We start from the raw sequence: 23546 nt of genomic DNA on the forward strand, positions 1-23546 counted from the left end.
GCCAGAAGAAACGCAAATCACCCTCGCGGATGATGCTGCGCATGCAGTGACTTCAACCGTTCGCGGGCCACGTGCGTGTAGATCTGCGTGGTCGAAATATCCGTGTGGCCGAGCAGCAGTTGCACGACACGCAAATCGGCGCCGTGATTGAGCAGATGCGTGGCGAACGCGTGCCGCAACGTATGCGGCGACAAAGGTGCATTCACACCGGCCGCCAACGCATGGCGTTTGATGATGTTCCAGAACTGCTGGCGCGTCATGCCCTCCGCGCGGTTCGTCACGAACAGTGCATCCGTTGCGCGTGCGCCGAGCAACACGGGCCGCGCCTCGCGCAGATAGCGTTCGATCCAGCCGTGCGCCTCTTCGCCGAACGGAATCAGGCGCTCCTTCGAGCCCTTGCCCATCACACGCACCACGCCCTCGTTCAGTCCCACTTCCACGGTTTTCAGCGTGACCAGTTCGGTCACGCGCAAACCGCTCGCATACATCAGTTCAAGCATCGTGCGATCACGCAGGCCCAAAGGCGTATCGACGTCGGGCGCGCCGAGCAGTGCTTCGACTTGCGCTTCGGTGAGCGTCGACGGAAAACGCGGCGGCTGTTTCGCCGAGCGGATGCGCACCGTCGGGTCGACCTTCGTGCGATGCTCGCGCACGGCCCAACCGTAGTAGCGGCGAAACACCGAAAGCCGCCGGTTCGCCGAAGTCGATTTGTCCTTCTGGCGTGCAGCGCTATACGCGTTCAGATCGGCTTCGCTCGCGGTGTCGAGTGAAGCGTCGCGGCTCTGCGCGAGCCATTCGCAAAAGAGACGCAGATCGCGGCGGTATGCGTCGAGCGTGTTGCGCGACAGGCCATGTTCGAGCCACAGTGCGTCGCAGAACGCATCGATCGATGCCGAGCTTGCGACAAAGAGAGGGGACGCGGCGGGCGCGTCGTCGATCAAGGTATCGCTCATGCGTAGGGAATGCCTTCATGCGCCAGCAGCCAGCGCTTGACGTTGCGGAAGAAACCATCTTCGGCGTGATTCGCAAAACCGCCGATGCCGCTCGAACTTACCACCCGATGGCAGGGAATCACGATCGGAAAGTAATTCGCGCCGCACGCCTGACCGACCGCGCGCGGCGCGCTGCCGAGTTGCCTCGCCAATTGCCCATAGGTCAGCACGACGCCCGGCGCAATGTCGCTGATGGCCTGCCAGACGCGCTTCTGAAATGCGGTGCCGACCGGGGCAAGCGGCAACTCGAATTTCGCCGAAGCACGTTCGAAATACCGTTCGATCTGTTCGGCCGCCAGCCGCGCCAACGGCGTGTCGGGCGCGACGCTTTGCATGGAATCCGGCAGATAGACGATCTCGCGCACGGCCTCGCCTTCGAGACGGATGCCGACCTTGCCGAACGGCGCATCGATCACTGCGTTGAACATGATTGCCTGCTCCTTGCTGGCGCGGCGCTCCGATTTGCAAGGTTGGCGCACTTGCATGTCGTGCGTCACGCTGCACACGCCGAACCCAATAGTGTGCCGCTACTTTACGCCGCTTCCAACGCCCATTCCACATGCTCGCGCACAACGGCCGAAGCGTCGCCGGCCCGCGATTTCAGCGCCTGCACGATCGCCTCGCGCGCCGGCTCGCTCAAAGTATCGCGCGACGCACGCAGCGCGTTGCCCATGCCCACCGCGAGATTGCGCAGCCAGCTCTCATAGCCGATCCGGCGAATCGCACTGCCCTGCATGCGCGTATCGAACTCGTCCGCGCTCCACGAGAAAAGCTCGACAAGCGACGCGCGATCTAGTCCATGCCGCACGTCGAAATCGGCGACCGGCGCGGCCTGTGCGAACTTGTTCCATGGGCACACGAGCTGACAATCGTCGCAACCGTACACGCGATTGCCGATCAGCGGCCGCATTTCCAGCGGAATGCTGCCCTTCAATTCGATCGTCAGATAGGAGATGCACAAACGCGCATCGACCTTGTAAGGCGCGACGATCGCGCCGGTCGGACAGGCGCCGAGGCAACGTGTGCAACTGCCGCAGTGCGAGCCCGGCGTTTCGGGCGCGACCTCGGGCGAGGTTTCGGCATCCGTCGGCAACGGCACATCGACATAGATTTCGCCGAGAAAAAACAGCGACCCGGCGTCGCGCTGCAACAGCAGCGTGTGCTTGCCGCGCCAGCCGATGCCGGCCTTCTGGGCAAGTTCTACCTCCAGCACCGGCGCCGAATCGGTAAATACGCGGTAGCCAAATGCGCCGATCTCCGCCTCGATTTTTTCGGCGAGATGTTGCAGACGGTTACGCATGACCTTGTGATAGTCGCGGCCGCGCGCATAGATCGACACCACCGCCGCCGACGGGTCCGCGAGCCGCGCATGCTCGGCTGCGCGCCAGTCCCGGCTGTCCTGCATCAGCGGGCCGTCATGCAAAGCGCTTTCGGGCGCCTTTCCGCTCAGTGTCTGAGCGGGCAAATAAGCGATGCGCGCGGTAATCACACGTCGCGTGCCGGCCACAAGCTCGAAGGGCCGCGCGCGTTTCATGCCGTGTTTCGCCATATAATCCATCTCGCCGTGGCACCCCGCTTCCAGCCAGGCTGCAAGCGGCGCTTCGGCCGCGGAGAGATCGGTGTCGCTAATGCCGATTGCTCCGAAACCCAGTTCACGGCCCCACGTTTTGATGTTCAGCGCGAGCGCATTCAGCGCCGTTTCATCGAAATGACGCTCGGCACGCGCATCGTCGTCAGACGCAGGCGGGCAGGAAACAGGGGACTCCGGACTTCGGTTCATCACGCCATTTTACGAGAATGCCTGACAATCCCGATCTCGCGATCCAACCGCCCGCCAATGTCCTGCTCGAACGCACCTTCGCGCTCGCGGACGAAGCCGCCACACTCGCGTTCGGCGAGCGCTTCGCGAAGGCGATCGAAAGCGTGCGTGAAGCGTCGCAACACGCGCCGGGCGTTCAAGACAACACGGCATTCCACGGGCTGCAAGTGCAACTCGTCGGCGATCTTGGCGCCGGCAAAACCACCCTCGTGCGCGCCACCTTGCGCGGCCTCGGCCACACCGGCCGCGTGCGCAGTCCCACCTACACACTCGTCGAACCCTACGTGCTCGAACGCCCCAGCGGGGAACTCGCGCTCTATCACTTCGATCTGTACAGATTCACCGATCCGGCCGAATGGGCCGACGCGGGCTTTCGCGAGTACTTCGACAGCGGCGCCGTCTGCCTCGTCGAATGGCCGCAACGCGCGGGGCGTCTCTTAGGCGTGCCGGATCTCGTCTTCTCGCTCGACCTCGACAATGAGAACCAAGGCGACGGCCGTGTACTCGTCGCACGGGCATACAGCGAACCAGGAAAGGCATGTCTCGAAAGATGTTGATCAAACCGTTCCGCTCGATCGAATCGGCGGCTACCGCAACGCATAACTGGCGGCGCCGGCAGATTCTGCGCGCGGGTGCGTCCACGCTCGTGCTCGGCCTCGTCGCGCCGCGTCTCGCGTGGGCCAGCTCGGTGCTCGGCGTGCGGGTCTGGCCCGCGCGCGACTACACGCGCGTCACGATCGAATCCGATCAACCTTTGCAGAACGCCCAGCAGTTGCTGCAGGGACCAGACCGGCTGGTGGTCGATCTGAGCGGCCTCGATCTGGATCAGGCGCTCAAGGACCTCGTGTCGAAGATCACGCCGAACGATCCGCAAATTCAATCGGTGCGTGTGGGGCAATATCAGCCGCATGTGGTGCGCATGGTGTTCGACCTGAAGGGCTCGGTGAAGCCGCAGGTGTTCACGCTGCCACCGGTCGGCGCATACAAATACCGGCTCGTGTTCGACCTGTATCCCGCGGTCGCGCCCGATCCGTTGATGGATCTGCTCGCGCAGACAGAACGCAAGCAGCAGACGTTGAACGACCAGAACGCCGCGCCACCGCCCGCCACCTTGAGTGGCCCGGGCACCACGCCGCCCGCCGCCGACAACAGCGAGGCATTCTTCGAGCGTTACGCGCAGAACGGCGGCAGCGGGTCCACGCCGAGCGTGCCGCGTCCGCCGGTGCATGTCACGCCAACGCCCGCTCCGCCGATCGTCGGCAAGCCCGCCACGCCGGCGGCACCGTCCACGGCCATCGCGCGCAATAAAGGCAATAGCGCTAGCACGCTGGGCGCGGACGACGCCGGCAGCGACGATACCTACGCGTTCACCACGCCAAAATCCGGCAAGAGCAACACGGTGCGTTTGCTGACTGTCGCGATCGACCCGGGTCACGGCGGCGAAGACCCGGGCGCGATCGGCGGCTCGGGCACCTACGAGAAACACGTCGCGCTCGACATCGCCAAGAAGCTGCGCGCGAAGATCGACGCGCAACCGAACATGCGCTCCATGATGACGCGCGACGCCGACTTCTTCGTGCCGCTGAACGTACGTGTGCAGAAAGCGCGCCGCGTCGGCGCGGACCTGTTCGTATCGATCCACGCCGACGCGTTCACCACGCCCGACGCCAAGGGCTCATCGGTGTTCGCGCTGTCCGAGCATGGCGCGTCGAGCGCCGCGGCGCGCTGGATGGCGAACAAGGAAAACTCGTCGGATGAGATCGGCGGAATCAACATCAAGTCCGCCGACGCCACCGTCAACCGCGCGCTGTTCGATATGTCCACTACCGCGCAGATTCGCGACTCGATGCGCTACGGCAACTTCGTGCTGAAGGAAATCGGCGGCATCAACAAGCTGCACAAGGGCTCGGTCGAACAGGCGGGGTTCGCGGTGCTGAAGGCGCCGGACATTCCGTCGATCCTCGTGGAAACCGCCTTCATCAGTAACCCGGACGAAGAGCGCCGCCTGAACGACGACGCGTATCGCGACAAGATGGCCGATGCGATCATGACCGGCATCAAGCGCTATTTCGCGGCGAATCCGCCGCTCGCGAAGAACCGCATGACGTGATGCTTTCGCTTGCAACGATGCAATGAAATACGGCCGCTCGATGCGGCCGTAGTTTCGTTGGCGGTAGTGGTTGTCGGTGCTGTGCCGTGCTCTGGTTTGCGCTCTGGTTCCCGTTTTGTCGTCCGCGCTTTTTTGTCCGCTTTTTCGTCCTCAATCGGACGCGCCGGTTGCCCGGCGCGCCGGTGAAAACCGCTGCACGACCCAGCCGCCGAACACGTTCACGGCCAACCCTGCCATCACCAGCAAAGCGCCGGCGATTTGCGCCGCGGACAGTTGCTCGTCGAGAAACAGCGACGCCGACGCGAGCCCGACAATCGGCACCAGCAGCGAAAACGGCGCGACCTGGCTTGCCGGATAGCGCGACAGCAGGCGGCTCCACAATCCGTAGCCGATCAGCGTGGCGATGAACGCGAGATACACGATGGCGAAGATCGACATCGCGCTGATGCCTGAAAGCGCCGCGACGATCCGCTGCGGCCCCTCGAACGCATACGACAGCGCGAAAAACGGCAGCGGCGGAATCAGGCTGCCCCACACCACGAGTCCGACGAGATCGACCTTGCCGACCTTCTTCGTGACGATGTTGCCGAGCGCCCACGAGCACGCGGCGCACAAGGTGAGGACAAATCCGGCCAGCGTCATGGCATGGCCGCCTTGCAGGCCGATCACGGCAAGCCCGCCCGCCGCGATCACCAAACCCACGACATTCGGCAAGCGGAACCGCTCATGCAGGAAGGTAGCCGCGAATATCAGCGTAAAAAACGCCTGCGCCTGCAACACCAGCGAAGCGAGTCCGGCCGGCATGCCGACATACATGGCCGAGAACAGAAAAGCGAACTGCCCGAATGAAATCGTCGCGCCGTACGCGAGCAGCCAGCGCCACGGCAGGTTGGGCCGTTTGATGAAAAACACCGCCGGCACCGCGGCGAGCGTGAAGCGCAGCGCGCCGAGCAGCATGGGCGGCACGCCATGCAGGCCGACCTTGATCACGACGAAGTTGACGCCCCACGCCACGACGACAACCAGCGCGAGCAGCAAATCCTTGGGCGACATCCCGGTCTCCAATTGATTGTTCGATCCGGCAGTTTAGCGGAGCCGGCAACGGCAAGCGACGGGCCGCGCTACGGATTCCCGGAGCGTCGACATGGCGCTCAGCCCTCATCATTGCGTCCTCCGCAGTAGAATCGTCCATTCAGCAAAAATTTCCTCCCACCTTCCCAGCCGAGTCTGCCCATGTCTTCCTCGATCAAAGCAGTCCTCAAGCCGCACCTGCGCGACGTCGGCAGTCTGACCGTGCGGCGCGTGCTGCCGGCCATGGCGGCGCGTCTGATCGGTCCGTTCATCTTCTTCGACCATATGGGCCCGGCCACCCTCGAACCCGGTGTCGGCCTCGACGTGCGCCCGCATCCGCATATCGGCCTCGCCACGGTGACCTATCTGTTCGAAGGCGCGATCATGCATCGCGACAGCCTCGGCTCGGCGCAGAAGATCGTCCCCGGCGACGTCAACTGGATGACGGCTGGGCGCGGCATCGTCCACTCCGAGCGCACGCCGGAAGAGGACCGCGCGAGCGGCCTGACCATGCACGGCATTCAGACGTGGGTCGCGCTGCCGCTCGAAGACGAAGAGATCGAGCCATCGTTCGCCCATCACGCGGCGGACACGCTGCCGGTGGTCGAGCGCAACGGCGTGACGCTGCGGGTGATCGCGGGCACGGCGTTCGGCGCGACCTCGCCGGTCGCGACGTTTTCGGGCACGCTGTATGTCGCCGGCGAATTCGCGCCGGGCGGCGCCTTCGCGCTCGAACCGGAGCACGAGGAACGCGGCGTCTATCTCGTGGACGGCGATCTGGAAATCGACGGCACGCCGCTCGAAGTCGGCCAGATGGCCTTGCTCGCGCTCGACGAAACGGTCACGCTGGCGAGCACCCACGGCGCGCGCGTCATGCTGCTCGGCGGCGAGAAGCTGGAGGGCGAGCGCTTTATCGAGTGGAATTTCGTCGCCAGTTCGCGCGAGAAAATCGAAGCCGCGAAGCTCGCATGGACCAATCAGGAAATGGGCAAGGTGCCGGGCGAAACCGAATGGATTCCGCTGCCCCAGCGTAAATGATCGCCAAGGCGCGCAAGTAAGCGCAACTGAGCGAGAATCGGCGCAAGCGCGCTCGGCCCGCATTGAATCCGCGGCGTTCGGCCCCAAATAATCAATAGACCGTTTTATCGACGAGGACGCAATGGACACCACTCTGGCCACCTTCGAACAGGACGTCATCACGGCGTCGACACTGGCCCCCGTGCTGGTCGATTTCTGGGCGCCCTGGTGCGGCCCGTGCAAGACCCTCGGCCCGATGCTCGAAAAGCTCGAAGCCGAAGCCGCCGGCAAATGGAAGCTGGTGAAAGTCAACGTAGACGAAAACCAGGAACTGGCCGCGCACTTCCAGGTGCGCAGCATTCCGCACGTCATGGCCTTTGCTGACGGACAGCCGGTCGATCAGTTTGTCGGTGTGCTGCCTGAAGGCCAGTTGCGCGAGTTTATCGAGCGGCTCGTGCCGCAAGGCGCTGACGCCGCGCGCCTCGAGGCGCAAACCGCACTGGCCGAAGGCCGCCGCGACGATGCCTACGACGCGCTGCAAGCCGCCCTCGCCTACGACCCGGGTTTCGACGAAGCACGCATGGACCGCATTGAAATGCTGCTCGAAGACAACCGTATCGACGAGGTCCGCAACGAAATCGATCTGCTATCGCCGAAAACCACGCAAGGTATCGACGCGCGTTTCAACGCGATCAAGACGCGCCTCGACGCCGTGGACGCCGCCGCGGACTTGCCGCCGACCGATGCGCTGGAAGCCAAGGTCGCCGCCGACCCAACCGATCTCGAAGCGCGCTTCGATCTGGCCAGCGCGTTTATCGCCCGCCTCAAATACGCGGAAGCGCTCGAACAACTGCTGGCGATCGTGCAACGCGACCGCACGTTCCGTGACGATATCGGCCGTAAGACGATGCTGTCGGTGTTCGATCTGGCCGCGCATCAGCCGGAGCTGGTGGCGCAATGGCGGCGCAAGCTGAGCGCCGCGCTGTACTGATCCGCCTGATCAGTGTTCGGGCGTGGCCGCTGTGCCGCGCCTGAATGCCCACAGGTCTCAATTCCCGAAGACGCCGCGGCATTTGCCGCGACGTGAATCACCTCAAGCCGTCGCCTGCTTCGCCAACGCCCGCAGCACATGCGCGGCCGCGGCAAAACCGAAGCTCGCCGTCACACACACGCTCGAACCAAATCCCGCGCAGTTCAAACCGACCGGTCCCGTGTGTCCCGGCGACGTGCTCACGTGCTCGGCTTCCGTGTCGATATCGCAGACGGCGGCTTCCGGATAGATCAACGGTTCGTCGGAATACACCGCGCTCACCTTGAACCTGGCCTTCGGCCCGCGCGGAAAACCGTGCTGCTTGCGCAACTGTCCGCGCACTTTCGACAGCAACGGGTCCTGGATCGTCAGCGCGAGATCGTCGATGCGAATGCGCGTCGGATCGAGTTGACCGCCCGCGCCGCCAATCGTGATCAACGGCTGTTTCCTCTCCACGCACCATGCGATCAACGCGGTCTTGGTGCGCACGCTGTCGATCGCATCGATCACGTAGTCGAAGCCGCCGCCGAGGGTGGCGTCGAAATTGTCCGGCTCGACGAAGTCTTCGATCAGGCGCACATCGCAAAACGGATTGATCGCCGCGATGCGTTCCGCCATCGCTTCGACCTTCGGTTTCCCGTAGTTGCCGTCGAGCGCGTGGATCTGCCGGTTAGTGTTGCTCTCGGCGACGTTGTCGAGGTCGATCAGTGTCAGCGTGCCGACCGCACTGCGCGCGAGCGCCTCGGCCACCCACGACCCCACGCCGCCAATGCCGATCACCGCCACGTGCGCTCCTTCGAAGGCGGCGAGCGCCGGTGCGCCGTACAGGCGGGCAATGCCGCCGAAGCGCCGCGCGCGGTCGGCGGTTTCACTCCCGTCGAGGCTGGTAGTAAGATCGGATGGCGCGGTGGTGCTGGACATGATGGCAGGGCTCGTTGGTCAGGCAAAAATACAAGGTGGCGACGCGAATGCATACGCAGCCCCGTATTTTGCCTGAACGCACCAAGTTGCATCGCCGGGTAGAGAACAACTCAAAGGCTCGCGGCGCGTCGGCATGCTCCGCTCACCACGCTAGACCTTGACTTGGCTGCGCGCAAAAAATTAGCGCCTTGGCTATACTGGTTAAACTGTAGCGTTCGCATAAGAACATGACCTCACTCGCCGAACTTCGAAAAAACTATTCGCTGGGTTCTCTGGACGTCGGCGATGTCGACCGCAACCCGTTTCGTCAATTCGATACGTGGTTTAAACAGGCCGTGGACGCTCAACTGCCCGAACCGAACACCATGACGGTGGCCACGGTCGACTCGCGCGGCCGGCCCTCGGCGCGCATCGTGTTGATCAAAGGCGTCGACGAGCGTGGCTTTGTGTTCTTCACCAATTACGAAAGCCGTAAAGGCCGCGAACTGGCGGCCAATCCTTACGCAAGCCTGCTGTTCTACTGGATCGAACTGGAGCGTCAGGTACGCGTTGAGGGGCGCATCGTCAAAACCAGCGCGGAAGAAAGCGACGGGTATTTCGCGTCGCGTCCGCTCGGTTCGCGTATCGGCGCGTGGGCATCGAATCAAAGTCAGCCAATTGAAAGCCGTTCGCAGCTCGAAACGCGCGAACGCGAATTCAGCCTGCAATACGGCGACCAACCGCCGCGTCCGCCACATTGGGGCGGCTATCGTTTGGTGCCCGAAGCAATCGAGTTCTGGCAGGGCCGGCCGTCACGTCTTCACGACCGTTTGCTCTACACTCGTTCGAACGAACATAGCGACTGGCAAATCTCCCGCCTGTCGCCCTGAATCGGAATACAACGCCGGCAAGTGCGCTGCCAACGCAGCAGCGCGCGCCGGCCGGATGGCATCTCGCGGCATGGGAGCTGCGCCGCATCGAGCTGCAATCCACACAAGCTTTGCTTTAATTCAACGGACACGGAGAGATCACATGTTCTGGGAGAAGAAGCTGGCGCAGTGGGTGGAAGATGTAAAAACCAAAGCTAACGTTCCGGCGCGCCTCGTGCTCTGGGACGGTCAGCAACACGACTTCGGGCAGTTCGCCGCGCCTCAGGTCACGCTACATGTCAAAAGCGCCACGGCGCTGCCCTATCTGCTCGAACCGAGCCTCGACAATCTCGGCGAGGCGTACGTGAAAGGCAAGATCGACATCGAGGGCAAGCTGTCGGACATCATCAATGTCAGCTACGAATTGGCGCGCAATACCGTCACGACCGCGGGCAAGCTGGCGCGCGTGCGGCGCTACTTCAATCATTCGAAGGCGTCGGACAAGAAGGCGATCGAGTATCACTACGACGTCTCGAACGAGTTCTACAGACTCTGGCTCGACGAGAACATGGTGTACTCGTGCGCGTACTTCGAGAACGGCGACGAAGATCTCGCCACCGCGCAGATCAAGAAGATCGACCACATCCTCACCAAGATCCAGTTGCAACCGGGGCAGCGCCTGCTCGATATCGGCTGCGGCTGGGGCGCGCTCGTTTTGCGCGCGGCGCAGAAGTTCGGCGCGAAGTGTGTGGGCGTGACGCTCTCGCAGAACCAGTTCGACCTTGCCACCGCCCGCGTGAAAGCCGCGGGCCTGGAAAGCCAGATCGAGATTCGTCTGCAGGATTACCGCGACGTGCAGGGGCAGTTCGATCGCATTACGAGCGTCGGCATGTTCGAGCACGTGGGCCGCAAGAATCTGCCGGGCTACTTCGAGAAAATCCGCGATCTGCTGGTCGACGACGGCGTCGCCATGAATCACGGCATTACCTCGAGCGATTCGGACAGCGGCGAGACCGCGCTCGGCGGCGGCGAATTTATCGACCGCTATGTGTTCCCCGACGGCGAGCTGCCGCATATCAGCCTCGCACTCGAAGCGATGCAGCGCGGCGGGCTCGAAGCGGTTGACGTCGAAAGCCTGCGCCGTCACTATGCGCACACGCTGAACATCTGGGCGGAAAATTTCGAAACGCATGCGGAAGAAGCCCGCAAGCTGGTCGACGACGAGAAATTCCGTATCTGGCGCGTGTATCTGGCGGGTTGCGCCTACGCGTTCGAAAACGACGACGTCTCGATCTACCAGGTGGTGTGCCGCAAAGCCGGCCGCAGCGCGAAAACCCTGCCGTGGTCGCGCCGCTATATGTACGACAAACCGCTGTAATCCGGTTGCGCCGCGGCGCCGTGCATGAGCGGGCGACGCGGCGCAACCTTTGAACAGCAGGTCGAACACCGATGGACCAGAGCGGGACAAGCGAAGTTGAACAGCCGGTTGAAGGCGAATCGGGCGCCGCAGGCGAAGCCGTGCAGTTCGATCTGTTCGGAATGCCGGTGGAGCCAGCGCCGCAGAAGGCCGATGCCCGAGTCAAGCAGGCGCGCGGCAGCGCTGGGGCCGCCGCCGTATCGCAGCCAGACGAAGGCGACGCCCCGCCTGAAGCCGACACCGCGAACGTCCCTACCGACACCCCGAAAAAGCGCCGCACCCGCGAAATCCTCGCCGCCCCACCCTCGCCCGAGTTGCTCGCGCTCGCGGCCCAACTCCCTGCGCAGATCCACCTCGGCACGTCCACATGGTCGTTTCCTGGCTGGAACGGCATCGTCTACGGCGACGAATACAGCAACAGCAAGCTCTCCCGCGAGGGTCTCACGGCCTACGGCGCGCATCCGCTGCTGAAAACGGTCAGCATCGACCGGTCGTTTTATCAGGCGCTCACGGTCACCGAATACTTGCGCTACGCGCAGCAGGTGCCCGAGCACTTCCGCTTTATCGTCAAAGCGCCGATGACGATCACCGACGCCACGGTGCGCGCCGAACGCGGCGAGCCGGTCTCGATAAACCCGTGTTTTCTGAACGCGCAAATGGCGATCGACGACTTCGTTACACCTTGTCTCGAAGGCCTCGGCGCCAAGGCCGGCGCACTGGTGTTTCAGCTTTCGCCACTGCCGGACCAGATACTGGCGCAGCCGGCGGCGTTCATCGAACGGCTGGCCGAATTCCTGACAGCCTTGCCGAAGCTGCCGGAAGGCACCTGCTACGCAATCGAGATCCGTGACGCGAGCCTGCTCACGCCGCGTTTCATCCGTACGCTCAAGACCGCGGGCGTGCGCTATTGCGTGGGCATTCACGCGAGTATGCCCGATCCACTGCGCCAGGCTGCAGCGCTCGCACTGCTGGACGGCGAACCGGCCGGACCGCTGATCGTGCGCTGGAGCCTGCACGGTGGCTTCAAATACGAACAGGCGAAGGCCAAGTACGAGCCGTTCAACCAGTTGGTCGACCCGGATCCCGCAACCCGCGAGTCACTCGCCGAACTGGCCGCGCGCTATGCGCTGGCCGGCCAGCCGGTGGTAATCGCGATCAACAACAAGGCGGAAGGCTCGGCGCCTCTGAGCTGCCTGGAGTTGGCGCGGGCCATTATCGAGGCGTATGCGCGGCTGGCTCATGAACACGAGCATGAACCTTCGCACGACAATGCGTCCGCGCCGCCCAACGAAAACGACTGCCCGCCACACTCGGAAACTTAACAAGCAGCGTGTGACCGGCGGCTCAGCTCGTTAACCCACCCTGACCCGGTGAGCAAACTTCTGACGAAACTTCGCCACTTTCGGCGCCACCACGAAGGAGCAATACCCTTGATTCGGGTGGTGCGCGAAATAGTTCTGGTGATAGGCCTCGGCAGGCCAGTAGTTGCCGTCGAGCGGCAGGACCTGGGTGACGATCTGCCCGTCGTAAATCTGCTGTTCGCCAATCTCGCGGATCGCCTGCAGCGCGATTTCCCGTTGCGCTTCGGAGTGCGTGAAGATCACCGAGCGGTATTGCGTGCCGACGTCGTTGCCCTGCCGGTTCAACTGCGTCGGATCATGGATCGCGAAGAAGATGTCGAGAATCTCGCGGTAACTGATTTTGGCCGGATCGAAGTCGACCTTCACGACTTCGGCGTGGCCGGTCTCGCCGTCGCACACCTGCTCATACGTCGGTTGCCGGGTCTGGCCGCCCGCATAGCCCGACTCCACCGCGTTCACGCCTTCGACGCCCAGGTACACCGCTTCGAGGCACCAGAAACAACCGCCGCCAAGAGTGGCGACTTCGCCTGTCTGACTCATGCTGCCCGCTCCTTGAACTCACAATCGCACAATCGGCCGATGCCGGTCCACGCTTCGCCGCAACACTCGTTCCACCCACGAGCTTTCCAGCTTAGCGGTTTTTTCATACAACGGATGGGGTCGCGGCCAATCCGCCGCGATTGCAGTTAAAATTGGGACAAATCGACGATTTTCACTATGACTTTCGAATCATTTGTTTTCGGCCGCGCGCGCGACAGCTTCATCCCGGGCTTCAGCCGGTTTGCGCCAGAGGCCTGCGCCCAATGAAGCGCGCCAGCCCGCCCAACTTCGACCAGAACGCCTTTAAACAGGCGCTCAGCCAATTCGCCACCGGTGTCACCGTCATTACAACGCGCGCGGCATCCGGCCAATTGATCGGCATCACGGCCAGTTCGTTCAACTCGGTTTCGCTCAATCCGCCGCTGGTGTTGTGGAGTCTCGCCACGCGCTCGGCGTCGATGCCCGTCTTCCGCGCCAATAGTCACTACGTGGTCAACGTGCTGGCCGCGTCGCAGCTCGATCTGTGCAAACGCTTTGCGACCGTGAAGGGCGACCGCTTCGAAGGCGTGTCGCATGCGGAAGGCGACACCGGCATGCCGGTGCTGGACGGCGCGCTCGCCTGGTTCGAATGCCATAACCGCAGCCGCTACGAGGAAGGCGACCACGTGATTTTCGTCGGCGAAGTGGAGCGCTGCGGCGTGCATGAGAATGCCGCCGAGATCTCGCCGCTCGTCTTTCAGAACGGCCAGTTTCACGGTCTCGAGCCGCTTTGACCGCGCGGCCGCCCTCGCACTCAGCGATCGTTATGCGTGGCGCCGTGCCCACTGCTTTTCTTCACTAACGAGACGGGCACGCCCGAATCTTCCTTGAGTGTCTGCAGCACGATATTCGAACGAATATCCATCACGCCCGGCGCCTTGTAGAGCCGCTGCAGCACGAAATCCGAATAATGCTTGAGGTTGTGCGCGAGAACTCGCAGCAGATAATGCGTCTCGCCGGTCACCACGAACGCGCCGACCACTTCCGGCCAGTCGCGCACCGCTTCCGCAAACCGCTCGTGCCAGTTCTCCTGGTCGTTGCGCATGGACACCTGCACGAACGCTTCCAGTTCAAAACCCAGCACTTCGCGGTTCAGACACGCGCGGTAATGTTCGATGACGCCCTGCTCTTCGAGCAGCCGCAGGCGTCGCAGGCACGCTGACGGCGAGAGCGAGATGCGCTCCGCGAGGTCGAGATTGCTGATCCGTCCTTCTTGCTGAAGCACCGTCAAGATACGGCAATCGGTGGCGTCGAGCGAGATCGCGTTCATATTCGGTCTCCCTTTCCCATTTATATCAAATTATGTTCCAAGACACGGCGTAGAAGGAGATTTTTTCGCAATCACATTTCGCGGCAAGCCACCTATCATTCCCTGATAGACACAAACCGCCGATGCGACTATGCCAACACTCTGGGACATCACCCCCGCCGTCGATACCGCCACGCCCGTGTGGCCGGGCGATACGCCGGTGGGTATCGAGCGCGTGTGGCGCATGGAGGCGGGCTCGCCCGTCAACGTCGCGCGGCTGACGCTGTCGCCTCACACCGGCGCGCACACCGACGCCCCGCTGCACTACGACGCCGCAGGCGCCGCGATCGGCGAAGTCCCGCTCGATGCGTACCTCGGCCGATGCCGCGTGATTCATTGCATCGGCGCCGCGCCTGTTGTGACGCCACAACACCTGAATGGCTCGCTCGACGACCTGCCGCCGCGAGTCTTACTGCGCACTTACAGAAACGCGCCGACTACGGCCTGGGACAGCGCGTTCTGTGCAGTCGCGCCGGACACGATCGACCTGCTGGCTTCGCGCGGCGTAAAGCTGATCGGCATCGACACGCCGTCGCTCGACCCGCAGGAGTCGAAGACGATGGACGCTCACCACCGGATATGCGCGCATCGCATGGCGATTCTCGAAGGCATCGTGCTCGACGACGTCGCCCCCGGCGACTACGAACTGATCGCGCTGCCGCTCAAGCTGACCACGCTCGACGCAAGCCCGGTGCGCGCAATATTGCGCGCGCTGCCCGAGTCTCACTGACTACCTCTGATCTGACTGACGGAATCACCATGAACCACCGTGAAGAAGCATTGGCGCTCGATAGTGCCGACCCGCTGGCGGCGTTGCGCGATCAATTCGCGCTGTCGTCGACGACCATCTATCTCGACGGCAACTCCCTCGGCGTGCCGCCGGCCGCCGCCGCGCAGCGCGCGCAGACCGTGATCGCCGCCGAATGGGGCGAAGGCCTGATTCGCAGCTGGAACACCGCGGGCTGGTTCGCGCTGCCGCGCCGCCTCGGCAACAAGCTCGCGCCGCTGATCGGCGCGGCGGAAGACGAAGTAGTCGTCACCGATACGATTTCGATCAACCTGTTCAAGCTGCTGTCCGCCGCGGTGCGGGTGGCGAATGCGCGAGATCCGAAGCGTCGCGTGATCGTTTCTGAGCGCTCGAATTTCCCGACCGACCTGTACATTGCGCAGGGGCTGATCGAACAGCTCGACCGAGGCTACGAATTGCGTCTGGTCGACGATCCTTCCGAATTGCCTGCCGCGATCGGCGACGACACCGCGATTGCGATGATCACGCACGTGAACTACCGCACCGGCTACATGCACGACATGGCCGCACTCACCCAACTGATCCACGACAAAGGCGCGCTCGCGCTGTGGGACCTCGCGCATTCAGCGGGTGCGGTGCCGGTCGATCTGAACGGCGTTGGCGCGGATTACGCGGTCGGCTGCACGTACAAGTATCTGAACGGTGGCCCCGGTTCGCCCGCGTTCGTCTGGGTGCCCAAGCGCCATCAAAACGAATTTTCGCAACCGCTGTCCGGCTGGTGGGGACATCGCGCGCCGTTCAAGATGGATCCGGCGTATCAGCCCGACGAGGGCATCGGCCGCTTTTTGTGCGGCACGCAGCCGATGGTGTCGATGTCGCTCGTCGAATGCGGACTCGACGTGTTCCTGCAGACCGACATGCAGACGATCCGCCAGAAGTCGCTGGCATTGACCGATCTGTTCATCGAACTCGTTGAAACGCGTTGCGGCGAGTTTCCGCTGAAGCTCGTGACCCCACGCGAGCATGCGCAGCGCGGCTCGCATGCGAGCTTCGAACATCCGCATGGTTATGAGGTGATGCAGGCGTTGATTGCACGCGGGGTGATCGGCGATTATCGCGAACCGCATGTGCTGCGGTTTGGTTTTACGCCGCTGTATACGCGCTTTGTCGACGTGTGGGACGCCGTGGAAACCTTGCGCGATGTCCTGACGCAAGAGACCTGGCGTGCGCCTGAATTTGCCGCACGCGGCGCTGTGACCTGAGGAGCGCGCGATGACCGATCACATGCAAACACCGGGGTTGCCGGAAGAGAAACCGGCACAGGGATGTCCGTTCGGGCATGGGAGTGTGGCTTCACATTCGGCCGCCCCGGCCGTTTCCGCCGCTAAGTCGGGCGATGGCTGGCACGACGCGCAGCTCGATTTTTCGGAGTCGATGAGTTACGGCGATTATCTGTCGCTCGGGACGGTGCTCGATGCGCAGCATCCGTTGTCGCCGGATCATAACGAGATGCTGTTCATCATTCAGCATCAGACGAGCGAGTTGTGGATGAAGCTCGCGTTGTATGAGTTGCGCGCGGCGTTGCAGGCCGTGCATCGCGATGAGTTGCCGCCCGCGTTCAAGATGCTCGCGCGTGTGTCGCGGATCATGGAGCAGCTCGTGCAGGCATGGAGTGTTCTCGCGACGATGACGCCGTCCGAGTACACGGCGATGCGGCCTTATTTGGGGAGTTCTTCCGGGTTTCAGTCGTATCAGTATCGGCAGATCGAGTTTTTGCTCGGCAATAAGAATGAGCTGATGCTGAAGCCGCATGCGCATCGGGCTGATGTGCTGGCTGAGGTGACAGCTTCGCTGGAGGCGCCTTCTTTTTATGATGAAGTGGTGCGGTTGCTGGCGCGGCGTGGGTTTGCGATTTCGCCTTCCCGGCTTGAGAGGGACTGGACACAGCCTACTGTGCACGATGCTTCTGTTGAAGCAGCCTGGCTGGAGGTTTATCGGAATCCTTCGCAGTATTGGGAACTGTATGAGATGGCTGAGGAGCTTGTCGATCTCGAGGATGCGTTTCGGCAGTGGCGATTCAGGCATGTCACTACCGTTGAGCGGATTATTGGGTTTAAGCAGGGCACCGGTGGGACTAGTGGGGCTACTTATCTGCGCAAGATGCTCGATGTGGTTTTGTTTCCTGAGCTTTGGCATGTTAGGACTATGCTGTAGTTAGGGCATTTGCCTCGGCGGCTGGCCTTTTTTTGGGGTGTGCTCTTTGGGGGTTGGCCTTTTCTTGATTTGTTTGTGGTCTATTCGCGTTGCCCCTGTGCGGGGCGGCACCTACTTTCTTTGCCGCGGCAAAGAAAGTAGGCAAAGAAAGCCGCTTTGAACCGCCAGCCCTTAAGCGGGTCCCCCGCGCAGCCACGGTAGTGGTCCATCTGGAATTCGTGTTCTCGCACACTCGGCGTGAGTGACAAGGCTGTCATTCTTCCCGCCTCGCACTGCGCGCTCGCCGGAAGGGTCTGTTCAAAACCAAGGGTTCTATCGGTGCGCGGTGGGAGCCCTCGGCTTCGCCTCGGCGATGCCACGCAATGGCCTCGGGCCAACGGTGTCGCATGCAATCGAATCGTTCGGTTCGAGCCTTAAAAGCTCAAGGGTCGTGACGCTGATAGCCGCGATGGAATGATCTCGCGCACGAGAATGACCGTCACATGCCCCAAACAGCGGCTCGCTATTTCACAATCAGTGCGTTTCTGTGCTGACGCTTCTCGGGCGCTGTAGTCTTTTATTCGCGCACTCCTCCAGGAAATTTCAGAAATCGACGTGGTGCGCGCGTTTTAGCCTATTCAGGTGATCACGTGCGAAGCGATGTGATTAAACTCATTCTTGTCGTGTGCTTCACGACAGCAGGTATAGCAGCCTGTTATGCGTAGTATCCCGTGCGTTTGTGCAAGCAAATGTGCGGCTGCCTTTGCACGCCTTTCTTCGATGGGCGGGCCGTGGTGGGGGAGCCTCGCGGCTCGCCGGTTTCTGGTACTACGCACCGGTCTGCTAAACCCATCAATGTGCCCGCTCACCACCGCGCAAGCGACTGTCGGGCGATCCAGTCAAGTTTCAGGGAGATCGCGCCATGAGTAAATCAGCCAAGCATTCACGAACCACATCGCGCCCACCTGTTGACGCACTTCAATACGAGAAACTCGCGCTGTCCGCATTCGGACTGATTGAACGTCAACTGACTCAACTGGACAAGTTAGTCACGCTTTTGTCTTCAATAGTTAGGAGTCCGGCTGTGACGAGAGAGGAGAGGCAGCAACAGCGAGAGTTGCTGGAGTTGCTGCTCGACACTGGCGAGGATTACCAGCGCGAGGTTGAGATTGACCGTGAACTGTACCAGGTGATCGCGCTGGACGCGAAGGGAATCCCTCAAAGCCGGATTACGGCACGCCATGCGGCAAACCTGTTGATGAAGGCGACGCGAAGGGCGCCAGAGGGCCGCGAACGTACTGGCGCAACGAAGCAGATGGAGAACGGGCGAGTGCGATTCAAGACGCTCGCGTGTCGAACAGCAGCGGCACATTGAGAGCGGCCCACTCCTCGCAGACCGGAAGGCATTAACGGCCTTTTCGCCGAGGCGAAGCCGACGGCCCCCACCTCTCCCCGACAATCGTGCAGGTTTTGAGCCACCCGTTCCGGCGAGCGCGGAGCGCGAGGCGGGAAGTATGACGGCCTGAACCTGTCCGTATTTTTGTGGGCGAGGCGGTTAGCGGAATTAACCGCGTGCCTGAGTAAAACGCTCACCAAACAGAATAGCGAACTGATTCATGGCGCTCGACCAGTCGAATGCCGTTCGCACGGACTTGTTAAGCACATTGCGCAGCGCCAGCCAGAGCAACTTGATGGCGGCCTCGTCGTTGGGGAAGTGGCCGCGGGTCTTGATGATCTTGCGTAGTTGCATGTTCAGACTCTCAATGGCGTTCGTGGTGTACACCACCCGGCGTATGTCGGGCGGAAACACGAAGAACGGCGTGACGTTCTCCCACGCCCGTCGCCACGACTGCACGATGGTCGGGTACTTCGCGCCCCATGGCCCTTCGGCAAAGGCCTCCAGGGCCTGCTGCGCGGCCTGTTCGTTCGCGGCGGCGTAGACCGGACGCAGCGCTGCGGCGACGCTTTTGCGATCCTTGTAGCTGGCGTATTCCAGACTGTTGCGGATCAGGTGCACGATGCAGGTCTGCACGGCCGTGCGCGGGTACGCCGTGCCGATCGCCTCGGCCAGCCCCTTCAGGCCGTCGACCACCGCGATCAGGATGTCCTGGCAGCCCCGGGTCTTCAGTTCGTTGAACACCTTGAGCCAGAACTTCGCACCTTCGGTCTGCTCGATCCACAGGCCGAGCACGTCGCGCTGACCGTCGGCCTGGATGCCCAGCGCCAGATACACTGCCTTGTTGCTCACCACGCCGTCGCCACGGATCTTCACGCGCAGCGCGTCGAAGAACACCACCGGATACATCGGCTCGAGCGGACGGCTCTGCCAGGCGAGCGTTTCGGCCATGACTTCGTCGGTGACCGAGCTGATGAAGTCGGGGGAGACCTCGGTGCTGTAGCTTTCGGCCAGAAACGCCTGAATCTCGCGCACGCTCATGCCCCGGGCGTACATCGCGATAATGCGCTCGTCGAAGCCCGTGAATCGGCGCTCGTGTTTGGGAATCAGGATCGGCTCGAAGCTGCCATCGCGGTCGCGCGGCAGATCGACCCTGACCGGGCCGCGCTCGGTGATCACCGTCTTGCCGCTGGCGCCGTTGCGCTCGTTGGTCTGCTCAGAGGGCCTGGGCTGGCCGGGCCGGTAGCCCAGATGCATGCTCATCTCGGCGCCCATCGCCCGCTCGATCAGTGCCTTGTTGAACGCCAGCATCAGGTCCTGAACCTCGGCGGGCGTCATCGGGCCCTTCACCAGTTCATCGAGCAGCGCTTCTGGGCAGTGCAGGCAGCGGCCCGCGGGCCGCTGCCTGCGAGGCGACAGTGCGTCTCTTCTTCATGATTGGCACATCCATGATCTTCATCCTTCATGATATGCCTCGCCCACGAAATTACGGATAGGCCCGCAGCGGCACATTGAGAGCAGCCACTGCCCGCAGACCAGAAGCCTTTACCGGCCTTTCGCCGAGGCGAAGCCGACGGCCCCACCTCCCCCAGCCAATCCCACTGGTCTTAAGCCGACCGTTCCGGCGAGCGCGCAGCGCGAGGCGGGAAGAATGACGGCCTTGTCACACGCGTCGAATGTGCGAGAACACGGATTCCAGATGCACCACTACCGTGGCTGCGCGGGGGACCCGCTTATGGGCTAGCGGTTCAAAGCGGCTTTCTTTGCCTACTTTCTTTGCCGCGGCAAAGAAAGTAGGTGCCGCCCCGCACAGGGGCAACGCTAATAGACCACTAAGAAAGCAAGGAAAGGCCAACACCCTAAAACCAGAAACCCGAAACCAGCAGTCATCAAACATCCCCTGCCGCATGCCCCCCACCTCAAACAACCATCGACCGCCCCACCCCTCCTTCTGAACCATCACGACTACCCCCATTCAACTGCTGATAACGCCGAAACTTCGAAGGCGCCATCCCCTTCACCGCCAGAAACTGCCGGTTGAAATTCGACAAATTATTAAACCCCGCCTTGAAACAAATATCAGTGACGCTCAACTCATCTTCGGTGAGCAACTGACAAGCCAGATTGATCCGCATCCGATTCACATACTGCACAAACGGCAACCCAGTATGCCGCCGAAAATACCGCGAAAACGCGCTGACACTTTGCCCCGCGAGCTGCGCGAGATCCGACTCCCGCAACTCATTAGCGAGATTCCCCCCGATATAAGTGAGCACATGATTGATCCGAGTCGAAGCAAACCCACCAGGATCGGCCTGATAAGCAGGACTCGCCAGCATCTCACGATCTTCAGCGTTCACCAGAATGTCGAGCATCGACATGAACAGCACGAGCCGACGCAACCCACGCGCCGCCAGCAACTCAAGAAACAGCGGCTGGATCGCCGCGCTCGTCTGCGCACCGAACGACACGCCACGCCGTGAATCCGCGAGCAGTGCCTCGACCTGACGCCACTCCGGAAAACTCTCAACGCAGCTCGACACGAACTCCTGCCCGAACTGCACGACCAGATTGCGCTGCGCAATGCTTTCCCCTTGCGGCACTTCACTCACCCAGTTGTGCGGCAAGTTCGGTCCGATCAGCACCAGATTGCCAGGCGTGAAGCTGCTGATGTGATCGCCGACGAACATCTTGCCGGTCGTCGCCACGATCAGATGAATCTCGTATTCGGGATGAAAGTGCCAACGCACGGTGCGATACGGATAACCGTGCGACCACACTTTGAACGATTCGTCGCGGCGCACGGCCACGAGTTCGAGATCGGGTTGCACTGTCTGCCTCCATGAAGCGGCCTGCCAACGGCGCCGCCGGTCTTTGTCTTATATAGCGAACCGTAACCCTCTAACGCGCTCTTCACCACTAAAAATGAAACCGCGGATCGATACTTTTTTGCATTCGGGTTAGTCCTGGCGCATCGCCTGTCAAATTTGATGCAACGCAATACATGCGGCAACGCACTTCCACCACACAACGGCGTCCCGCGAGCCACGTCGAAAAGCCCCGCTGCGCCGCGCTGCGCCACAAAAAAGCCTGTGGCTCCGCCTTGACTTTCGTTTCAGCCGGTACGATCATTCGCTCACACACAGAGCAAATGCTCCATACCGAGACAACGCCAGGCCTTCCAGGTTTCTTCGCTACCCGGGGCGCGGACGCGATGCGTCTGGTTGGAGGCACTCACGAAAAAAACGCACGCTTCGAATCGTGCGAGCAAGGACATTCAGGAGACGCACATGAACAGCGGGCAAGGCAGCGGCGCTGCCGCACACGTGATCCTGCACATCGGCGCGGGATCGTTTCATCGCGCGCATCAGGCGTGGTATCTGCATCGGTTGAACGAGGCCAAGGTGCCCGGCGAGCCGCACTGGTCGCTGACGGTCGGCAACATCCGCAGCGATATGAATGCGGTGCTCGAAGCGCTCGCCGCGCAAAACGGCGTCTACACACTCGAGACCGTCACGCCCCAAGGTGAGCGCGCGTACGAAACCATTCGCTCGATCGAGCGCGTCGTGCCGTGGACCGAAAGCCTCGACGCGCTGATCGAAGCGGGCGCCGACCCGGCCTGCAAGATCATCGCGTTCACCGTCACCGAAGGCGGCTATTACCTCGACGAAGATGACGAACTCGACACCGCCAACGCCGATCTCGCCGCCGACCTCGAGGGCGGCCACACCACCATTTACGGCGCGCTCGCAGCGATTCTCGACGCGCGCATGAAACGCGGCGCGGGCCCCGTCACGCTGCAGACCTGCGACAACCTGCGCAGCAACGGCGAACGCTTCCACGCGGGCATGAGCGAGTTTCTCGAACGACGCGGCGCGGAGGAACTCGCGCAATGGTTCGACGACAACACGGCCTGTCCGAGTTCGATGGTCGATCGCATCACGCCGCGTCCCACGCCGGATGTGCGCGAACGCGTCAAGGCCGCCACCGGCGTCGACGACGCCTGCCCGGTAATGGGCGAAGCGTTCATTCAGTGGGTGATCGAGGACCGGTTTATCGCGGGCCGCCCGGCATGGGAAAAGGTCGGCGCGGAACTGGTCGACTCGGTGATGCCGTACGAGGAAGCGAAGATCCGCATTCTCAATGCGCCGCACAGCTGCATCGCATGGGCGGGTACGCTGGTCGGGCTGAACTACATTCACGAAGGCACGCTCGACCCGGACATCAATCGATTCGCCTTCGACTACGTCACGGAAGACGTGATTCCGTGTCTCACACCGAGTCCGCTCGATCTCGAACGCTATCGCGATGTGGTGCTGGAGCGCTTCAGCAATCCGTATATCCAGGACACGAACCAGCGCGTGGCGGCGGACGGCTTTTCGAAGCTGCCGGGCTTTATCGCGCCGACGTTGACGGAGTGCTTCGAGCGCGGCGCCACACCGGCGGCGACGGCAATGCTGCCCGCGCTGTTCTTCCGCTTTCTCGAACGCTGGAACGCCGGCAAGCTGCCGTACACGTATCAGGATGGCGTGATGGACGAGCGCGTGGCGCGCGGCTTTTTCGCGGCGCCCGATCCGTTGAAAGCGTTCGCCGCCGACCGGCTGCTATGGGGCAGCATGGCGCAGACGCCGGAACTGGAATCGGCGCTGGAGGGCGCACTGGCGCGTGTCGATGTATGGCTGGCCAAACGCGGCGCGATTTGAGCGCCGACCGCGCCGGCCTCATCCATTGAGCT

At 62.3% G+C, this 23546-nt stretch carries 20 protein-coding genes and 2 pseudogenes; 13 read left to right on the top strand and 9 right to left on the bottom strand.

The genetic code is table 11. The features are described 5' to 3' along the window. Positions 1-17 precede the first annotated feature (17 nt). The 3 genes from xerD to queG all read right to left on the bottom strand — a co-directional run bounded on the left by xerD (position 18) and on the right by queG (position 2772). Positions 18-953, bottom strand: a complete 936-nt coding sequence (xerD, locus tag P0D68_RS10270; RefSeq protein WP_408296065.1) for a site-specific tyrosine recombinase XerD — start codon at positions 951-953, stop codon at positions 18-20. Next, positions 950-1420 carry a methylated-DNA--[protein]-cysteine S-methyltransferase gene (locus tag P0D68_RS10275; protein ID WP_408296062.1) on the bottom strand — a complete coding sequence of 157 codons (471 nt, stop codon included), beginning with the start codon at positions 1418-1420 and terminating at the stop codon, positions 950-952. The genes xerD and P0D68_RS10275 overlap by 4 nt, the downstream gene beginning before the upstream one ends. Before the next feature lie 104 nt (positions 1421-1524). Next, a complete protein-coding gene (queG, locus tag P0D68_RS10280; protein ID WP_408296059.1) occupies positions 1525-2772 on the bottom strand; it encodes a tRNA epoxyqueuosine(34) reductase QueG in 1248 nt (415 codons plus the stop codon). Between the two features lie 17 nt (positions 2773-2789). On the opposite strand from queG, the gene tsaE reads away from it, so the two are divergent. Together tsaE and P0D68_RS10290 are read left to right on the top strand one after the other, a co-directional pair. Continuing rightward, positions 2790-3368, top strand: coding sequence for a tRNA (adenosine(37)-N6)-threonylcarbamoyltransferase complex ATPase subunit type 1 TsaE (gene tsaE / locus P0D68_RS10285; protein WP_091799537.1), 579 nt, complete (start codon positions 2790-2792; stop codon positions 3366-3368). Next, positions 3350-4921 (top strand): N-acetylmuramoyl-L-alanine amidase, encoded by a 1572-nt coding sequence (locus tag P0D68_RS10290; protein WP_408296056.1) that lies wholly within the window; start codon positions 3350-3352, stop codon positions 4919-4921. Before tsaE ends, P0D68_RS10290 begins: the two co-directional genes overlap by 19 nt. Before the next feature lie 150 nt (positions 4922-5071). On the opposite strand, the gene P0D68_RS10295 is transcribed toward P0D68_RS10290, so the two are convergent. Next, the gene (locus P0D68_RS10295; protein WP_408296053.1) at positions 5072-5974 is read right to left on the bottom strand and encodes an EamA family transporter; all 903 of its coding nucleotides are present in this window, start codon (positions 5972-5974) and stop codon (positions 5072-5074) included. Between the two features lie 180 nt (positions 5975-6154). Between P0D68_RS10295 and P0D68_RS10300 the strand changes: the two genes are divergently transcribed. Further along, positions 6155-7030: a pirin family protein gene (locus P0D68_RS10300; protein WP_408296050.1), complete on the top strand. Its 876-nt coding sequence runs from the start codon at positions 6155-6157 to the stop codon at positions 7028-7030. Positions 7031-7151: 121 nt separating this feature from the next. Beyond that, a complete protein-coding gene (gene trxA / locus P0D68_RS10305) occupies positions 7152-8000 on the top strand; it encodes a thioredoxin (protein WP_408186038.1) in 849 nt (282 codons plus the stop codon). 102 nt (positions 8001-8102) lie between these two features. Here the strand turns inward: trxA and tcdA are convergent, their stop codons facing one another. Further along, positions 8103-8960 (bottom strand): tRNA cyclic N6-threonylcarbamoyladenosine(37) synthase TcdA, encoded by an 858-nt coding sequence (tcdA, locus tag P0D68_RS10310; protein ID WP_091799522.1) that lies wholly within the window; start codon positions 8958-8960, stop codon positions 8103-8105. Positions 8961-9187: 227 nt separating this feature from the next. Between tcdA and pdxH the strand changes: the two genes are divergently transcribed. The 3 genes from pdxH to P0D68_RS10325 all read left to right on the top strand — a co-directional run bounded on the left by pdxH (position 9188) and on the right by P0D68_RS10325 (position 12547). Further along, positions 9188-9829 carry a pyridoxamine 5'-phosphate oxidase gene (gene pdxH, locus P0D68_RS10315; RefSeq protein ID WP_091799519.1) on the top strand — a complete coding sequence of 214 codons (642 nt, stop codon included), beginning with the start codon at positions 9188-9190 and terminating at the stop codon, positions 9827-9829. A 142-nt stretch (positions 9830-9971) separates the two neighbouring features. Beyond that, entirely contained in the window at positions 9972-11186 is a 1215-nt protein-coding gene (locus P0D68_RS10320) for a class I SAM-dependent methyltransferase (protein WP_091799516.1), read from the top strand. Positions 11187-11257: 71 nt separating this feature from the next. Beyond that, positions 11258-12547: a DUF72 domain-containing protein gene (locus P0D68_RS10325; protein ID WP_408296045.1), complete on the top strand. Its 1290-nt coding sequence runs from the start codon at positions 11258-11260 to the stop codon at positions 12545-12547. Positions 12548-12577: 30 nt separating this feature from the next. On the opposite strand, the gene msrA is transcribed toward P0D68_RS10325, so the two are convergent. Further along, complete coding sequence (msrA, locus tag P0D68_RS10330) at positions 12578-13126, bottom strand: peptide-methionine (S)-S-oxide reductase MsrA (RefSeq protein ID WP_408296042.1); 549 nt, start codon at positions 13124-13126, stop codon at positions 12578-12580. Between the two features lie 263 nt (positions 13127-13389). Between msrA and P0D68_RS10335 the strand changes: the two genes are divergently transcribed. Then, positions 13390-13899: a flavin reductase family protein gene (locus tag P0D68_RS10335; RefSeq protein ID WP_408188003.1), complete on the top strand. Its 510-nt coding sequence runs from the start codon at positions 13390-13392 to the stop codon at positions 13897-13899. 20 nt (positions 13900-13919) lie between these two features. On the opposite strand, the gene P0D68_RS10340 is transcribed toward P0D68_RS10335, so the two are convergent. Further along, positions 13920-14435 carry an Lrp/AsnC family transcriptional regulator gene (locus P0D68_RS10340; protein ID WP_091799504.1) on the bottom strand — a complete coding sequence of 172 codons (516 nt, stop codon included), beginning with the start codon at positions 14433-14435 and terminating at the stop codon, positions 13920-13922. Positions 14436-14565: 130 nt separating this feature from the next. Between P0D68_RS10340 and kynB the strand changes: the two genes are divergently transcribed. From kynB to P0D68_RS10360, 4 genes are all read left to right on the top strand, one after another. Next, entirely contained in the window at positions 14566-15204 is a 639-nt protein-coding gene (kynB, locus tag P0D68_RS10345) for an arylformamidase (RefSeq protein ID WP_408296038.1), read from the top strand. A gap of 29 nt (positions 15205-15233) precedes the next feature. Then, entirely contained in the window at positions 15234-16484 is a 1251-nt protein-coding gene (gene kynU, locus P0D68_RS10350) for a kynureninase (protein WP_408188001.1), read from the top strand. 10 nt (positions 16485-16494) lie between these two features. After that, positions 16495-17436 (top strand): tryptophan 2,3-dioxygenase, encoded by a 942-nt coding sequence (gene kynA, locus P0D68_RS10355; protein ID WP_408188000.1) that lies wholly within the window; start codon positions 16495-16497, stop codon positions 17434-17436. Between the two features lie 901 nt (positions 17437-18337). Next, a complete protein-coding gene (locus P0D68_RS10360) occupies positions 18338-18790 on the top strand; it encodes a hypothetical protein (protein WP_408187999.1) in 453 nt (150 codons plus the stop codon). A gap of 189 nt (positions 18791-18979) precedes the next feature. On the opposite strand, the pseudogene P0D68_RS10365 reads toward P0D68_RS10360, so the two are convergent. After that, positions 18980-20249, bottom strand: a pseudogene (locus P0D68_RS10365) (IS256 family transposase). Between the two features lie 496 nt (positions 20250-20745). Next, positions 20746-21642, bottom strand: a pseudogene (locus P0D68_RS10370) (AraC family transcriptional regulator); the annotation flags it as partial. Positions 21643-22101: 459 nt separating this feature from the next. Between P0D68_RS10370 and dalD the strand changes: the two are divergent. Continuing rightward, entirely contained in the window at positions 22102-23514 is a 1413-nt protein-coding gene (gene dalD / locus P0D68_RS10375) for a D-arabinitol 4-dehydrogenase (protein WP_408296033.1), read from the top strand. Positions 23515-23546: the final 32 nt, after the last annotated feature.

Origin of the sequence: Paraburkholderia sp. RL17-380-BIE-A, assembly GCF_046028085.1 — a bacterium.
Classification (GTDB): Bacteria; Pseudomonadota; Gammaproteobacteria; order Burkholderiales; family Burkholderiaceae; genus Paraburkholderia.

Excerpts from the sequence above, each read along its gene's own strand:
- xerD (WP_408296065.1), bottom strand. The coding sequence starts at position 953 with ATGAGCGATACCTTGATCGACGACGCGCCCGCCGCGTCCCCTCTCTTT.
- P0D68_RS10275 (WP_408296062.1), bottom strand. The coding sequence starts at position 1,420 with ATGTTCAACGCAGTGATCGATGCGCCGTTCGGCAAGGTCGGCATCCGT.
- queG (WP_408296059.1), bottom strand. The coding sequence starts at position 2,772 with ATGAACCGAAGTCCGGAGTCCCCTGTTTCCTGCCCGCCTGCGTCTGAC.
- tsaE (WP_091799537.1), top strand. The coding sequence starts at position 2,790 with ATGCCTGACAATCCCGATCTCGCGATCCAACCGCCCGCCAATGTCCTG.
- P0D68_RS10290 (WP_408296056.1), top strand. The coding sequence starts at position 3,350 with ATGTCTCGAAAGATGTTGATCAAACCGTTCCGCTCGATCGAATCGGCG.
- P0D68_RS10295 (WP_408296053.1), bottom strand. The coding sequence starts at position 5,974 with ATGTCGCCCAAGGATTTGCTGCTCGCGCTGGTTGTCGTCGTGGCGTGG.
- P0D68_RS10300 (WP_408296050.1), top strand. The coding sequence starts at position 6,155 with ATGTCTTCCTCGATCAAAGCAGTCCTCAAGCCGCACCTGCGCGACGTC.
- trxA (WP_408186038.1), top strand. The coding sequence starts at position 7,152 with ATGGACACCACTCTGGCCACCTTCGAACAGGACGTCATCACGGCGTCG.
- tcdA (WP_091799522.1), bottom strand. The coding sequence starts at position 8,960 with ATGTCCAGCACCACCGCGCCATCCGATCTTACTACCAGCCTCGACGGG.
- pdxH (WP_091799519.1), top strand. The coding sequence starts at position 9,188 with ATGACCTCACTCGCCGAACTTCGAAAAAACTATTCGCTGGGTTCTCTG.
- P0D68_RS10320 (WP_091799516.1), top strand. The coding sequence starts at position 9,972 with ATGTTCTGGGAGAAGAAGCTGGCGCAGTGGGTGGAAGATGTAAAAACC.
- P0D68_RS10325 (WP_408296045.1), top strand. The coding sequence starts at position 11,258 with ATGGACCAGAGCGGGACAAGCGAAGTTGAACAGCCGGTTGAAGGCGAA.
- msrA (WP_408296042.1), bottom strand. The coding sequence starts at position 13,126 with ATGAGTCAGACAGGCGAAGTCGCCACTCTTGGCGGCGGTTGTTTCTGG.
- P0D68_RS10335 (WP_408188003.1), top strand. The coding sequence starts at position 13,390 with ATGAAGCGCGCCAGCCCGCCCAACTTCGACCAGAACGCCTTTAAACAG.
- P0D68_RS10340 (WP_091799504.1), bottom strand. The coding sequence starts at position 14,435 with ATGAACGCGATCTCGCTCGACGCCACCGATTGCCGTATCTTGACGGTG.
- kynB (WP_408296038.1), top strand. The coding sequence starts at position 14,566 with ATGCCAACACTCTGGGACATCACCCCCGCCGTCGATACCGCCACGCCC.
- kynU (WP_408188001.1), top strand. The coding sequence starts at position 15,234 with ATGAACCACCGTGAAGAAGCATTGGCGCTCGATAGTGCCGACCCGCTG.
- kynA (WP_408188000.1), top strand. The coding sequence starts at position 16,495 with ATGACCGATCACATGCAAACACCGGGGTTGCCGGAAGAGAAACCGGCA.
- P0D68_RS10360 (WP_408187999.1), top strand. The coding sequence starts at position 18,338 with ATGAGTAAATCAGCCAAGCATTCACGAACCACATCGCGCCCACCTGTT.
- dalD (WP_408296033.1), top strand. The coding sequence starts at position 22,102 with ATGAACAGCGGGCAAGGCAGCGGCGCTGCCGCACACGTGATCCTGCAC.